Origin of the sequence: Radiobacillus sp. PE A8.2 (assembly GCF_045635475.1) — a bacterium.
Taxonomy (GTDB): Bacteria; Bacillota; Bacilli; order Bacillales; family Amphibacillaceae; genus JBJGXI01.
This window is the reverse complement of record NZ_JBJGXI010000026.1, coordinates 14,919-29,597: the sequence shown is the minus strand read 5'-3', so window position 1 is coordinate 29,597 and position 14,679 is coordinate 14,919. Positions and strand designations below refer to the sequence as shown.

At 35.2% G+C, this 14,679-nt stretch carries 12 protein-coding genes and 1 tRNA gene; 9 read left to right on the top strand and 4 right to left on the bottom strand.

Annotated features, from left to right (window positions below; translation table 11 throughout):
- Nucleotides 1-30: 30 nt before the first annotated feature.
- Complete coding sequence (locus ACI6MV_RS14435) at nt 31-753, bottom strand: alpha/beta hydrolase (protein ID WP_407271017.1); 723 nt, start codon at nt 751-753, stop codon at nt 31-33.
- Nucleotides 754-1,023: 270 nt separating this feature from the next.
- On the opposite strand from ACI6MV_RS14435, the gene ACI6MV_RS14430 reads away from it, so the two are divergent.
- Complete coding sequence (locus ACI6MV_RS14430; protein WP_407271016.1) at nt 1,024-1,869, top strand: SDR family oxidoreductase; 846 nt, start codon at nt 1,024-1,026, stop codon at nt 1,867-1,869.
- A gap of 67 nt (nt 1,870-1,936) precedes the next feature.
- Complete coding sequence (locus tag ACI6MV_RS14425; protein WP_407271015.1) at nt 1,937-2,137, top strand: hypothetical protein; 201 nt, start codon at nt 1,937-1,939, stop codon at nt 2,135-2,137.
- 232 nt (nt 2,138-2,369) lie between these two features.
- Here ACI6MV_RS14425 and ACI6MV_RS14420 read toward each other — a convergent pair whose 3' ends face one another.
- Both ACI6MV_RS14420 and ACI6MV_RS14415 read right to left on the bottom strand, forming a co-directional pair.
- Nucleotides 2,370-3,578: a TolB family protein gene (locus ACI6MV_RS14420; RefSeq protein WP_407271014.1), complete on the bottom strand. Its 1,209-nt coding sequence runs from the start codon at nt 3,576-3,578 to the stop codon at nt 2,370-2,372.
- Between the two features lie 246 nt (nt 3,579-3,824).
- Nucleotides 3,825-4,385 (bottom strand): CBO0543 family protein, encoded by a 561-nt coding sequence (locus ACI6MV_RS14415; RefSeq protein WP_407271013.1) that lies wholly within the window; start codon nt 4,383-4,385, stop codon nt 3,825-3,827.
- A gap of 189 nt (nt 4,386-4,574) precedes the next feature.
- Between ACI6MV_RS14415 and ACI6MV_RS14410 the strand changes: the two genes are divergently transcribed.
- Nucleotides 4,575-5,585: a DUF3231 family protein gene (locus tag ACI6MV_RS14410; protein WP_407271012.1), complete on the top strand. Its 1,011-nt coding sequence runs from the start codon at nt 4,575-4,577 to the stop codon at nt 5,583-5,585.
- An 86-nt stretch (nt 5,586-5,671) separates the two neighbouring features.
- Here ACI6MV_RS14410 and ACI6MV_RS14405 read toward each other — a convergent pair whose 3' ends face one another.
- Nucleotides 5,672-6,265 carry a cell wall hydrolase gene (locus tag ACI6MV_RS14405; RefSeq protein ID WP_407271011.1) on the bottom strand — a complete coding sequence of 198 codons (594 nt, stop codon included), beginning with the start codon at nt 6,263-6,265 and terminating at the stop codon, nt 5,672-5,674.
- A gap of 625 nt (nt 6,266-6,890) precedes the next feature.
- Here ACI6MV_RS14405 and ACI6MV_RS14400 point away from each other — a divergent pair.
- From ACI6MV_RS14400 to ACI6MV_RS14375, 6 genes are all read left to right on the top strand, one after another.
- Nucleotides 6,891-6,963: transfer RNA gene (locus ACI6MV_RS14400), tRNA-Val, on the top strand.
- 408 nt (nt 6,964-7,371) lie between these two features.
- A complete protein-coding gene (locus ACI6MV_RS14395) occupies nt 7,372-8,619 on the top strand; it encodes an ATP-binding protein (RefSeq protein WP_407271010.1) in 1,248 nt (415 codons plus the stop codon).
- Between the two features lie 183 nt (nt 8,620-8,802).
- A complete protein-coding gene (locus tag ACI6MV_RS14390; protein ID WP_407271009.1) occupies nt 8,803-11,172 on the top strand; it encodes a polyprenyl synthetase family protein in 2,370 nt (789 codons plus the stop codon).
- A 378-nt stretch (nt 11,173-11,550) separates the two neighbouring features.
- Entirely contained in the window at nt 11,551-12,222 is a 672-nt protein-coding gene (locus ACI6MV_RS14385; protein WP_407271008.1) for a GTP pyrophosphokinase, read from the top strand.
- 38 nt (nt 12,223-12,260) lie between these two features.
- The gene (locus ACI6MV_RS14380) at nt 12,261-12,947 is read left to right on the top strand and encodes a response regulator transcription factor (protein WP_407271007.1); all 687 of its coding nucleotides are present in this window, start codon (nt 12,261-12,263) and stop codon (nt 12,945-12,947) included.
- Nucleotides 12,940-14,334, top strand: coding sequence for a sensor histidine kinase (locus ACI6MV_RS14375; protein WP_407271006.1), 1,395 nt, complete (start codon nt 12,940-12,942; stop codon nt 14,332-14,334). The genes ACI6MV_RS14380 and ACI6MV_RS14375 overlap by 8 nt, the downstream gene beginning before the upstream one ends.
- Nucleotides 14,335-14,679 lie beyond the last annotated feature (345 nt).

Here is a 14,679-nt window from a genome sequence, read left to right as displayed (position 1 = left end):
ATGCTATCGAAAGCATCGTAAAATACCACACTAACCAAACATGCTTGTTAGTGCTCTTGGTAGATCCGTCTGCCATGGCTTCCATGTGTGAGGACCGTCTAATTCATAATAGCTGTAATTGAATGGTTTATGGCTAAGTAATTGTTCAAGTTTACGATTAGGTGTGAGAAAATCCATTTCTCCACCTGTCGACATTTCTACAACTGTTTCATCTGTGCCGATGGTATGGTAAATCGAAAGACTAACAGACGTATCTGCTCGCTCGACCATTTCCAGAACCGTGTTATCGACATATGGTGATTGCATAATAATTTTACCAAAAGTTTGCGGATATGTGATTGCCGTTTGGAGCGCCAATGTACCTGCAAGTGAATCTCCCATTAATGTTCGGCTTGCCCCAACTTGATCAGAAGGTATTTCTTCATCTAATAACGGAACAACTTCCCGGACAAGAAAATCAATATATGCTTTTTGCTTTGATCCTGTCGGGTGGTATTTTTCCTTACGATCGTATTTATCATTATAATGAATACCGACAAAAACAGTCGGTTCGATTTCTCCGTCATCATGAAGCTTGTCACTCACTGTTGCAACCCTTCCCATACGAAAATAATCATCCCCATCTTGCATGATACAAATGTGATAGTTACCAAGTGGTGTAAAAACTTCTGGCAAGTAGCATTTTATTGTCATCGTCTCGTCTAAGTAGCTACTATTTAGTTGCCTTTCTATCATCTTTCCCTTTCTACCCAATGTACACACCTCTTAATCTACGGATTTTCCAATTAAAATTACATACATTTAGTTTACCATATCTAATACCAACATGGATGTTAACGTATCATTCCTATACAACGAATAATCGGATATACTTGTACTGAAGAGAATATATAACAATAGTGAATTAATCAATTTCAAATTCTTGATTTCAGCTATTCATCGCCACATATAATAGGATCAGCCTTTCTCCACTGAGCGTGTGTTAATTATGAAAATTAAATGAAATAATAAGGAGGCAGATTTTTGGGGAATATAGCTATTATTACTGGTTCTTCCAGTGGCTTTGGTTTATTAACAACATTGGAACTTGCTAAGCAAGGATTTAGTGTGCTAGCAACGATGCGTAACATCGAAAAAGCTGATGTATTTAGATTGCACACAACAGATCAACGGATATTAGACCGAATCCATCCTTGTCAACTAGATGTAACAGACGAAGCATCGATTGCAAGTTTTGCAGAAAAGATACAAACACTTGGCAAAATAGATGTTTTAATAAATAACGCTGGCTTTGCGATTGGTGGCTTCGCCGAACATATTGAAGTAAGTACGTATCGCAGACAATTTGAAACAAACGTATTCGGTGTTATGGCTGTCACGCAGGTCGTATTACCACTCATGCGAGAGCAAGGAAGTGGAACAATTATTAATGTGAGTAGTGTGAGTGGCCGAACTGCATTTCCAGGTTTGTCTGCATATGTGTCATCCAAGTTTGCGCTTGAAGGCTACACAGAGAGTTTACGATTAGAGATGAAACCATTTGGTGTGAACGTTGCGCTTGTAGAACCGGGGTCATTTAGCACAAATATTTGGGGCTCTGGGATGGAAATTGTAGAGCAATCAACGAATCAAAAATCTCCATACTACAGCTATATGAAAAGGATTACTGACTCGTTGGAGTCTGGTAAGACAAAGCATGAAGATCCGATTTTGGTTGCCAAGCTTATAACTAAGTTGGCCCAAATGAAACAAGTGAAAAAACTACGATATCCAATTGGAAAGGGATTAGTTACTACATTGCGGATAAAACAATTGTTGTCGTGGCAACAGTGGGAAAGAATCATTTTAAAGGTTATTTTTAAAAATTAAGATGCTATTTTAGATGCAATGTATTATAATTATGCTGTATGATGAGTAAAAATTGAGGTGACAAATGATGTCTAATATAGAAAACAATGATGCACAAGAAACAAAAAAATTAACCGTTCAAGAAAAAATGAAGTTACAACTTGAACGTAAGAAACAGGCACAAGTAAACGGTGGTAATAATTCAAGCTTTAGCAATGGCTCAAAGCCTCAAATGAAAAGTCAGCAAGCGAAAAAAGCTAGTGTGACTCGCAGAAAAATGGGCGGATAACTAGAGTGCTTGATACGGACGCTTGGAGAATATTCCAAGCGTCTATTTAATTAGACAAGAATCGAAGACGTATAGCTCCTGGCAAGTCAATATTATTATTTCACCGAGTTAAATAAATGCGGTTATTAGCTGCTGATGTTCATACTCAGCAATGATTTGAATATATGTTTTAAAGACACTGTGAAAAGATAGTTGTCAACTTCTTAGTTAGGTTCATAAAAAACAATGGCATCTACATTTTTAATCCAGGGTACGGTTTCTGTTCCATCAGGATTAGCTTTCCATAATTCCTGATTTTTATCGTAATTGATGTACCTCTTAACCAAACTAATTTCTCTAGCGATCTCGAATATTGCGGATTGTAATCACCGTATCCTGTCGGCGGATTTGTTATTTTTGTTTGGGTATTTTTGTTTAGATCTATGAGGTACAACGCAGGATATGGATGCTTACTAAAATCATTCGACCATTCTTGTTCTTCGATTCGAGCAGTAACAAGTGAAAAATCTGAAACCCAATCAAAATCTAATTCTGCATAATTTTCAGGTGTGTACGTTCCTGTTGTGGGCATTTCCTTTACTTTTATTTGCTTGTCTTTAAAACCAAAAACAATTCTACCCCCACCAGCAATAAAAGCAATGGTATCGCTATTTGGTGCCCATTTGGGTTCACCAACACCAAAAATCACCTCATCCAACACGTGAAAATCATCCCCATGCTTTGAAATCACGCAGAGTACATTACTATCCATCGACAACGAGGCTGTTGGTGAAACGATAAAGGATATCCATTGATTGCTAGGAGAGAATTCAAAGCTACTAGCATTTATTGAATTGATTTTTTGGTTACCAAGTTCGATTTCCTTTGGTATGGTAAACATCTTTTCAACACCATTAAATACAAGGTCATCGTGATCAAAGTTTATATTTTTAGTGAAAAGAATCGGACTTGTCCATCCATCTGGTCGCAACACAGCTGATGATGATAACAAGAAGCCAGTAGCGTCCGGTAACCATGTATAACTATTTACGCCAGTTGCGACATTGTTAAAAGAATTCAGATTTGAAATGTTCAAAATTCCTTGTGCGTTAAATGCGATCAGATTTTCTTTAGAGGACCATAATGGTGAAAAAGCATGATAGAAAATTTTTTGCTTTTTCCCAGTATCGACATGATAAGCCCAAAGCTCAAGCTGCATTCCAACTTCTTGAAATTCAGCTTGAGCTTCTTGTTGGTATAATAGCCATTGTCCATCATGAGACCAGCTTGGTGTAGAAAAAACAGAACCTGAGTTGGTAATTTGTTTTTCCTTGCCTTGATGTAACAGCCATACATTGTTATCTCTCATAAACACAGCTTTTACTAGTTCTGCTTTGGACACGACAGAAGATATCGGACAACAACATAATACTAGGACAACTGCAATGATTGTTTTTCGCAACTTCTTTCACCTCTTATATTTTAATATCTTGTTTCCTGGGTGGATTATGTACGAGAAGTATTGAACATCAGGATTAACTGGTAAAGAAAAAAATCTAAGAAAAACCTTTCGAAATTCTCTCGTTTTTTCAGCTCGCTATCTTAGTCGATTTCATAACACTGAAATTCTATGGTTGAATTGCATCTAATATGTAGATCGCAATTGCTTGGTGTAAGGTAACTATGCAATTGACTCCTTTTTTTGCAATCAAGAATTATATGGTGGGTACATTTGTTTTGCTTTTTCCAAGATTGCTTTAGAGGCTATCCCAATAATGATATAGTAAATAAAGGAATAAAGGTAAACCCATTTCATGTAAAGGACTAAGTTCAAAGTATGACTTAAGGGCTCTCCCACAAATGCAAAAAGTAATGCCATAATGACCTGAGCAATGAGGAAAGATTTCCAGGTTGTAAAGTACTGATATAACAGCATATAGGTTATAGCAACAAGTGACATATCAAAGGCAATCGCTCTCGGCGTAATTGGTATTAATTCAGTCGGATATATCCAGAATCCTAAATCGCTTCCAATCGCATCTAAGTATGTGGTTGGTATAACAGTTAAAGCGCCAAACAAGATGATTTCCATGAATCGTTTACGATCAAAAAACTTGATCCAAATTATCCAAGGAATGATTAAGAAAAGCACTAATAACCACCATGACCAACTAAAGAGCTCATAGGTAATCCATCTTTGAAAATCAGCTTGTATAAATTTCTTATGTAATTCTACGACATCCCACATCATTTCAATATTGCTTGTCATAAAATCTCCTTCATTTAATAATTCTTTTCTTTATTATGCTACCGAAGTACCAAGCACATCCAATAACTTTTGGATATTACAACACGGTTAAGATGATTTTGCCAGAAATACCCCGTTTACATTCATATATTTATCAAAGTAGTAAAGACTATCGCAATATAAATGTAAAAAAATAGGGGGTAAATTATGATGAAACACAATATTAAGTTAGCATCATCCGAAATTGGTTCCTTGTGGAGTAGTTACATGATGGAAAGTGCTTCACTACCGGTATTACAATATTTTTCAGAAAAAGTAGAGGATAAAGAAGTAAAGAGTGTAGTTCAGAAAGCACTTAAGATGTCTGAACATCACATAAAAACGTTAACCGATATTTTCAATGATGAAAAATTTCCTGTACCGATTGGGTTTTCAAGTGAAGATGTCAATGTGACAGCTCCACGACTGTTTTCGGATACATATATGCTTTATTTCCTTCGTAATTTAGGTGAAGCAGGTATCGTTGCTAATGGTGCAGCCTTCTCTATGGCTGCGAGAGAGGACATTAGAAAATTGTACAGAAATTATCTAAATGAATCAGCTGATTTAGAAGATGAAACAAAAGCGATTATGTTATCAAAGGGTATTTTTGTCCGTGCTCCTTATATGGATTTTCCCGACAGAGCGAATTTTGTTGAAAAGCAGAGCTTCTTACGTGGATGGTTTGGTGAAAAAAGAACGATTACAGCGGATGAAGCAGCTCACATTTTTATGAATTATACAAATAATACGTATGGAAAAGCGTTAATGATTGGCTTTTCGCAGGTTGCAAATTCAGAAGAATTGAGAAATTATTTCATTAGAGGACAGGAACTAGCTAGGAAAATCTTAAGAAAGTATCGATTAATCTTTGAAGAGAGTACACTTCCTGCTCCAATGACATGGGATTCAGAGGTTTCTAACTCTACAATTTCTCCGTTCTCTGACAAGCTCATGTTATTTCAAACAACGACATTAAATGCATTGTCAATTGGCAATTCTGGCGGCTCTTTAGCACTTAGTTTCCGACGAGATATCGCTGCCATGTACGCAAAAGATATTAAAGACATCGGATTGTTTGCTGAGGATGGAGCAAATTTAATGATTAAGAATGGTTGGTTTGAACGACCGCCACAGGCTTCGGATCGTGAATATCTTTCGAAGGAAAAAGATAAAAAATGAATTTAGAGTACTCAATCGAACGGATTGGGTTATGTAAGTGATATAGGACGCATCAGGTTATCCTGGTACGTCCTTGTCTATGTTTTTTATCTAGCAAAACGGTGATTACCGATCGTTATTGTTACTTCACGAGAAAGAATCCAGTTGCTTTTTGCTGTTCTAGGATTATAGAAGTAGATAGAGCCACTTCCTTCTCCACGGAATGCCAATGCTTCATTTACTGCACGGATTGCTTCTGCATCAGCTGCATTGTTAATGTAACCATTTTGAACAGGTGTAAAGGCATAGTATCCACCTGATGAGCGCTCATAAATAACACCTTTTATTGTGTCAGGGAATTCAGTATGATCGACGCGGTTAAGAATAACTGTAGCTACCGCAACCTTCCCTGCATAGGGTTCTCCTTTTGCCTCAGCATGAACAAGTTTTGCCATTAATTCCTTATCAGATTGAGAGATTGAACCCGGAATTACAATCGTTTCACCAGTATATAAAAGACTGCTACCTAGGCGGTTATTCGTTTTTTGCAACGTATAAAGAGACACACCGTACTTATTTGAAATTTTCCAAAACGAATCTCCAGACTGGACTTTATAGGATGCCGCGTCTGCTCCATTTGGCAACGTACATACACCTAAAGTAATAGCGGCTGTCAATAGTAAGCTTTTAATAATTTTCATTCGTTGATGACCTCCTAGTAGACTAGCTTTCTACTTAAGGCTATCAGCTGTAACATAGTAATTCACTAACCAAAAAATAGTAAATACTAGAGTAGATGTGGTATCTATTGATAGATATAGATAGAAAGAGTGTATGGAAATGCCTTCCTACAGTGAAAATATGGAATGTTTTGGTACACCTAGTCAATCTTGGATGGATTGTAACGAGTATTACAATGCTGTAATAAAAGATTAGGTTATTTTTTAATAATCTGCAAATAAGAGTTTTGACATACATATAAGAAATTGCTAATATGATAACAACATAACATATTAGTGACTAATTCATGCCGACTATATAACAACCAAATGTTGTTGTAGATAGCTGTGTAAAGTAATTATAAATAGACTAGTTAAGGGTCAGCTTCTCATTAGGAGAACTGACCCGTATTTTAAAATTGCTATTAGAATTAATGAATGTTGCTTTCAAATCGTAAGTTGCACATCAGTCATAGATTGAAGTTTAGTAATATCTCAAAAAATACTTGTGCAACAAAGCTTGTTAATATATATGTATGCAATTTTATATTGACAAGTGTTACAGTTATTTATATTATAATAATTATCCCAGAAACATTAATATAACGATTCCGTAGCTCAGCTGGGAGAGCGCTACCTTGACAGGGTAGAGGTCGCTGGTTCGAGCCCAGTCGGAATCATTCTTGAGAAGAGTCTGAATCCTTGTTGCTTAAAGGTTTTAGACTCTTCTATTTTTAATGGAAATATAATAATGAGGAACATGGTGTTCTCCCATTGAAACTGAATCATTGATCTTGTGTGGGGGTATTTTATTTTCAGGTTATAGGTGTGATGATTGAAAGTTGCAAATCAAGAAATTCAGTATGGAAATAGTTAATTATTATTTTATATTTAAACAAATAACATAAATGAAAGAAAGATAAATAGCCGCAATATTCGACATAGTACAACGCGTATCGATAGTCTAAGTTACAAAATAATGCAAAAATCTACGAATATTTCCCACTTACTTCCTATTTTAAGATATGATAGTATTTATAGGAACCGTAATTTTTTGTCAAGCAAATTCAATACGGGAGAGTAACTTTATGAGTAAGCAAACGATTAACAATCTATTACAAGACGAAGAAGTTAAAGGATTAAAGTTGTTTTTAACCATTTTTTATTTGTTTCTTATTGGTTTTGACTTAATGTACAACTATGCTGCACCGTTAGCATATAATGTACCAAAAGAAATAACTACAGGAGGATTTGGCATATGGTTTTACATCATATTCATACCTTTACTAATTCCTACCTTTTATTTAATTAAGACAGAAAAAGTATATGCCGTTAAGTATGTATATTTATTCAGTTTTATTGTTATCGATATTATTAATAATTTTCTTATTTATTATGGAACAACGAATATATTTGCAACTGGAAGTGCCGTTGAATTAGTGTTTATATTCTTTTCATCATTATTTATTAATAAAAGATACTTCTATTACACATTAGTTGGAATTATTGGTAAATATATTATTATAGGTCTACTATTTCAGTATTTAGAAGTGTTATTACCTATTGTTTTATACAGTTTCTTAGCTATACTATCTTACATATATTTAACTCGTTTTTATTCAAACCTTGAAGCGCGATTAAAGATAAAAGAAGAGTTGCAACAGTCTGAACAACTGGCTATAGTAGGACAATTGGCTACTTCGATTACCCATGAAGTAAGAAATCCACTAACATCCCTTAAGGGATTAACACAGTTGCAAAAGGAAAAGTACCCAGAAGATCAGTATTTTCAAATAATGACGGATGAGATTGAGAGAATTAGTTCAATACTTGATGATCTTCTTGTTATTGGGAGGCCAAAAGACACTGTTTTTGTGAAGAACGATATACATGAAATGATTAACTATGTTGTTGAAATTTTGAATCATAATGGTACACAAGATACGATTACAATTAATAATGAAATAGATAAGGATATTCCCGAGGTTGAATGTAATTCACAGCAAATAAAACAAGTATTAATCAATATCATTAAAAATGGTATGGAAGCTATGCCAGATGGTGGAAAAATAACCATAAAGGTAGAAAGCTTACAAAGTGATAAGATTAAAATAACTATAACTGATGAAGGATATGGCATTCCGGAAGCGCATCTTGAATTACTTGGTAATCCATTTCATACAACAAAATCAGGAGGTACGGGCCTTGGTTTAATGGTAAGCTTTAAAATAATTAAAGAGCATAACGGAGAAATTCAGTTTCAGAGTGAAGAGGGTAAAGGAACCACCGTGAGCCTTACAATGCCTGTATACCAACGTATAAACGATAAAAAGTAGGTGCCGAATCCATCAAAGACAATCTAACTAGGTGGGTTCTGGCACTTTTTAATTGAAACACAATATTCTAGATATAAATGCTTTTTGTTATGAAAAATGTTACTTTATTTTTAAGAGGAAACTTTGTTGGAAAATTTTTAAGTACAAGACCGATAGATATATAATGAAGTCGAGGTATGCATAATGAAAGAACAATCAATTATTAATGCCGATAGATGCTATCGGAAAGCGGAAGAAAAGGCTGCTGCCTATTTTACTTCACTTCTTGTGCAAATCGAAAAGCAGGCGTATGTGCCGATCTTAACGAAAGATTTCCAAGCTTGGAAACCAAACCACATACACCACCGTTCAATACTATCTTTATTTGTTCGTGGCCAGAGAAATTCGGATAAGTTGGGGTATCACAAGTATATTCAATGGCTCAATCACAGCGGCAAGCTAGAAAATTACTTAGATCGAAGTATCTCCTATATTTATATGAGGGATTTAGGTAAATCTTTGGCTTCGTCTGAAACACAGGATAGGATTCAAGATGTCGTCAAAAGCTTGAAAAATCAGGTGATAAATGATCAAGGTGACAGTGGTCAGGATTTTACTATGGCAGGTTTGTACCGGTGGGCTCAACGAGAAGGAGTTGAATCAGCGGTTATATGGGTAATTGATAAACTAAGGACAGTGTCTACCAATATTCCAAGTGGAATGGATGTGGAACATGCACAGCGTAAGCTTATCAAAACAATTGCCGGAGTTGTCATGCACGAGATGGAAGAAATGCATACAGAAATACAGGTTAAAGAGCGTACAAAAAAGCTTGATCGTGCTATTAGGCTTGGTTTTTCTTATGGTCTAACATATCCCTTCATTGATGATCTTCTTGATGCTGCAGTTTTATCTAAACAAGAAAAAGAGCAATATTCCGATTTAATACGAACGACATTAGTTTCTGGATCTGTACCTGAACTAGGCGAGTGGACAGGTGAGAATGCATCTTTAATCAAGTTCGTTCATTCAGAGCTTAGAGACGCTTTTGAATATATAAAAAAACACCAACCCCCTGAAACGGCAAATTCATTTTTCGAGCAATCGTATGTGTTTTTTCACTCCCAAGAAGTGGATCGGATAAAGCAGTTATCCAATCAAAATTATACGAATGAAGAAATCTATATTCCAATCATACTGAAATCATCTTGTTCACGCTTAATTGCGCGATCTGTAATAAGTGCATCTGAGGATGAGGGTTTTCAAGATAGAACATTCTACTATGGCATTTACAACCAGCTGGCAGATGATTTCGCTGATATGTTTAATGATTTGGAAGTAGGCGCAGTTACACCGTTTACTTACTATTTGAAATATCATCACGTTCGTCCTGATCTTATCAATCCTTTTGAGTTATACTGGGCGGTAATTACACACTTGATTCATGATGTATATCAATCAGATATGAAAACATGTGAAGTGATATTAGATCGCGCAATCAATGGGTTAAAGCGGTTTAAAGAACGAGTGGGTATAGAAGAATATAATCAGGTGATGAAGTTATTTACTGTAAATATGTCAACATTCAATCGAATTGTTCAAAAGCTGGTACGTAAAGCCGATGATGTGGATTTTTTTGATAAATTAATACGGGATCATTTTCTTGCGATTCTAAAAAATGATCGTAAGGAAAAGCAAGAATTTAAAAACCAAGTAAAATCAATACGTAAAGAAATAAACAGTATCTTATATATTCCTGAAACAGATTCTAGTTCTACTATGAATGATCCAATCATTGATGCGGCAAATTACAGTCTTAAAGGAGATGGGAAAAGGTTAAGACCAATTGTTACGTGGGTCATGGGCGTAAAGGCGTATCAATTAGACCGGTCAGCAATAATACCTCTTCTAAAATCATTAGAGTATATGCATACTGCTTCTCTGATATTAGATGATTTGCCATCACAGGATAACGCTTCAATTCGTAGAGGGCGCCCAACACTGCATGAGGTGTACAACATTGCAATAGCAGAATTAACTAGTGTCTTTCTAACCCAGAAAGCCACTTCAGAGCAAGCATCACTTGATTTTGATTCAAAGACCGTGCTTCGTTTGATAGAGTATTCTTCAAAAATGACTGCTGAAATGTGTAAAGGTCAAGCACTTGATTTAGAATCAAAAGGAAAACAACTAACACTAGAACAATTGAATTTAATGTGCTTTTATAAAACTGGACTCGGATTCGAGGCCGCACTTATTATGCCTGCGATTCTCGGTCAAGTCGAACAAGCCGAAATGAACGCATTAAAAAAATTCGCCTATCATGCTGGTGTCGCTTTTCAAATCAAGGATGATTTACTTGATGTAGAAGGAAATGCAAGTATGCTAGGCAAACAAATTGGTAAAGATGCAGAAAACAATAGCTCCACATTTGTATCAATCCTTGGTCATGAAGGAGCAAAAAAAGAAATGTGGGAGCATTTCTGTCTAGCAACCGAATCATTAGAGGATGTTCAAAATCATTGCCCATTTCTAAATCATTTTCTGAGTTATATGATTCATCGAAATTATTAGACCGTTATTAAAACATGGGATCTGCATTTAGTGCAAGCAATGAGCAGGAAAATGGAGAGGCATACTGCCTCTCCTACATACTTTATGAAAACAAGTCATTTACAATTCAATCCTCCATTCTCGACTATCCCGCGCATACAAACATTGTCCCAAATAATTTTCCTTTGTTCATTTGTTATTCATATTGGAATGCTACTATGTAAATAAATTATCGCTTATATGTTAAATAGATGATTGGTTGTTTATGAGAGTTAATTGATAATCACTCCACACACCGTTTTGTAACTGACTGTGCAATCTGCATATAATCAGCATAAGAGGTTCATAAAAAAATAGCTCTAGTATGAAATTCAAATGAAGCTAAAGGATGGTAAGTAAATGAACAAAATGAATACTGTTTTAAATGAATGGAAGGATTTCTTAATTGTTTACAAATTTGCATTAGATGAAATTAATACGAAACTAAAAATACTTAATGAGAATTTTCAATTTGTGAATGGACATAATCCTATTGAACATGTTAAATCACGTCTGAAAACACCAGAAAGCATTATCGACAAATTGAATAGAAAAGGATATGAAGTGACGACTGCTAATGCAAAAAAATTCGTGAAAGACATTGCAGGCATCCGAATCACGTGTTCATTTGTTTCAGATATTTATCGAATTTATAATATGCTTGAGCAACAAGATGATATTACAGTCGTGAAAAAGAAGGATTACTTAAAAAATCCAAAGGCAAATGGCTACCAGAGCTTGCATTTAATTATTGAAATACCTGTATTTTTAACTGATCGTAGGGAACCGGTACTAGTCGAAGTTCAAATTCGAACTATTGCGATGGATTTTTGGGCGAGCCTAGAACATAAGATATATTACAAATTCAATCAAAATGTTCCAAATCGATTGTTATCAGAGTTAAAGAATGCAGCCGATCAAGTTACTTATTTAGACAAGAAAATGGAAAGCATAAAAGATGAGATGGATAATGTAAAGTCAAGCTATGAAAATCAAAATGTCATTCGTCTCGATGATTACAAGTTAACTTAGAGTGCGTGTTCAAAAAGGTGAAAGAGAGGAGACAAGCCTTGAAACTAAAAATCTTGGTTATAGAGGATGATCCGTTCATTAGCGAGATCATTCAGCTGTATTTAGAAAAACATGAATTTGAGGTTACAATTGCTAGCGATGGTGAGTTTGGGTTAGATAGTTTTTATAACGATACGTATGATCTTGTTATCCTTGATATTATGATGCCCAAAATGGACGGATGGGAAGTGTGCAAGCGTATCCGTATCGACTTCGAAACACCGATTATCATGTTAACGGCAAAAGGCGAGACGTATGATAAGGTGAAGGGATTTGACTTAGGTGTAGATGATTACATGGTGAAGCCGTTCGAACCAGAGGAATTGGTTGCTAGGATAAAAGCTGTGCTAAAAAGAACTAGTTCAGGATTTTCTGCCAAGGAATGCGTAACATATCCCTCCTTAACAGTAAACCTTACGGAGTACAGGGTATATTTGAACGGGCAAGAAATAGACATGCCTTTAAAGGAAATATCCTTGCTGTATTACCTAGCATCTCATCCTAATCGAGTATTTACGAGACAACAGCTGATTGATGTACTTTGGGGCTTTGAATTCGATGGTGACCCGAGGACCGTAGACGTTCATATAAAAAGAGTTCGGGAAAAAATAAAAGACAATCCAAGTTGGACATTAAAGACAATCAGAGGCGTAGGGTATAAGTTTGAGGTGGTAACTAATGAGTAAGTTTCGCTCGACTATATTTCTGAAGCTGTTTGGTACATTTATTGGAACCATGTTCTTTTCTTTTATATTGCTGTCAACAATTGCATTTATATTATTTAGAAATGATATCGAAAATCGCCATAATAAGTTAACCATAGAACAAATCACTTCAATTCAAGAATTGTTAGATCAAGCATATCTAGAAGGATGGAGTCAAGAACTTGTAAAATCAACGATAAATTTGAGTTTATCAGGTAATAATGCCACATACTTTCTCTATGATAATAGTGGTGAGCTTTTGTATAAAGCTGGTGTCCAAACAGACTTAGTAATAGAAAAAAGTGTTGTAGAAGACGTATTGAGTGGCAAGGCAATTGATCATATCCAACGAATGGAAAACGATCCTAGAGTGTTGATCATGGGGGCACCACTGACAGGGAATTATCAAGAGCATGCCATTATTTTAACTACTTTAGAGGCCTATTACAATATAAACGCAGCTAAGAAATTGTTTTTATATTCCTTAATTCCAACTACCTTAATCATTGCTGTTATGCTGTTTTTCTTATCAAAAAAAATAACGGTACCTGTCAAGAATATGAGTGAAATCGCTAAAAACATAGCCGAGGGCAATTTTAAATCTCGAGTAAAAGTTAAATCAAACGATGAGATTGGAAGATTAGGCGAGACGTTTAATTTTATGGCGGATGAATTAGAAGGATTAGAAAAAATGAGAAGAGATTTTATCGCAAATGTATCTCATGATCTGCGAACGCCACTAACGTCCGTACATGGGTTCTTAACAGCAATTATCGACGGCACGATACCAAAGGAAAAGGAAAAACACTATCTCAAAATAATGAAAGAACAAACAGAACGAGAAATAAAGTTAGTCAATGATTTGTTAGCTTTATCCAAATTGGAAGCAAATAAATTAGAAATCAACAGGGAAAATTATAACCTTTCTGAGGAATTGCGGAAAATTATTGCCCGCATGGACTTAGAGTTAACAAAAAAGCAAGTTGAAGTACAATTAAATACAGATGAAGATAAGGACATATGGGTATATGCCGATCCAGATAAGATTGATCAAGTAGTAACGAACTTGATACGTAATGCGATTCAGTTTTCAACAGATAAAAGTAATATTGAAGTCTCATTAACAACACGAGATAACAATGCTGTTTTTACCGTGCGTGATTATGGTCCTGGTATTGATAAAGAAAATATAAAAAATATCTGGCAACGGTTTTATAAAGAAGATAAAGCAAGATCTCAAAAAGTGGGTACGGGAATTGGATTATCTATCGTAAAAGAAATTATTGAACTGCATCAAACAACAATTGAAGTGGAAAGTAGTCCTTCTCAAGGCACGAAATTCACCTTTACACTTCCTTTGAAAAAATAGAAGGTGGTCTCCGATGAGGTTATTTGAGACCTAATAATCGAGGTCCTTTAAAACAACTACCTTAATTAGTTTAGTCAATTTCATAATAAGGACTTTTAGTTATTCGCATCCATATATAGTCGTGTTGAACCGTAGCAAAAACTATATATGGATGCAGATAGCTGTATAAGGGAATATGAAGTTAACTCAGTTGGATGGAATTTTTTAAATATTTACTTGTTCATTTTCTGTTCATAATAAACTGGTAAGATGAACATGTTGAAAAATAGATAGAGAAAGGAATGTCATCGTTGTATTATGGACATTATTCGTATGTAGTGACTGACCGGTCAGTTAGTAGATTAG

Coding starts and splice junctions, on each gene's coding strand:
- ACI6MV_RS14375 (WP_407271006.1), top strand. CDS start 12,940: ATGAGTAAGTTTCGCTCGACTATATTTCTGAAGCTGTTTGGTACATTT.
- ACI6MV_RS14415 (WP_407271013.1), bottom strand. CDS start 4,385: ATGACAAGCAATATTGAAATGATGTGGGATGTCGTAGAATTACATAAG.
- ACI6MV_RS14405 (WP_407271011.1), bottom strand. CDS start 6,265: ATGAAAATTATTAAAAGCTTACTATTGACAGCCGCTATTACTTTAGGT.
- ACI6MV_RS14425 (WP_407271015.1), top strand. CDS start 1,937: ATGTCTAATATAGAAAACAATGATGCACAAGAAACAAAAAAATTAACC.
- ACI6MV_RS14390 (WP_407271009.1), top strand. CDS start 8,803: ATGAAAGAACAATCAATTATTAATGCCGATAGATGCTATCGGAAAGCG.
- ACI6MV_RS14410 (WP_407271012.1), top strand. CDS start 4,575: ATGAAACACAATATTAAGTTAGCATCATCCGAAATTGGTTCCTTGTGG.
- ACI6MV_RS14395 (WP_407271010.1), top strand. CDS start 7,372: ATGAGTAAGCAAACGATTAACAATCTATTACAAGACGAAGAAGTTAAA.
- ACI6MV_RS14385 (WP_407271008.1), top strand. CDS start 11,551: ATGAACAAAATGAATACTGTTTTAAATGAATGGAAGGATTTCTTAATT.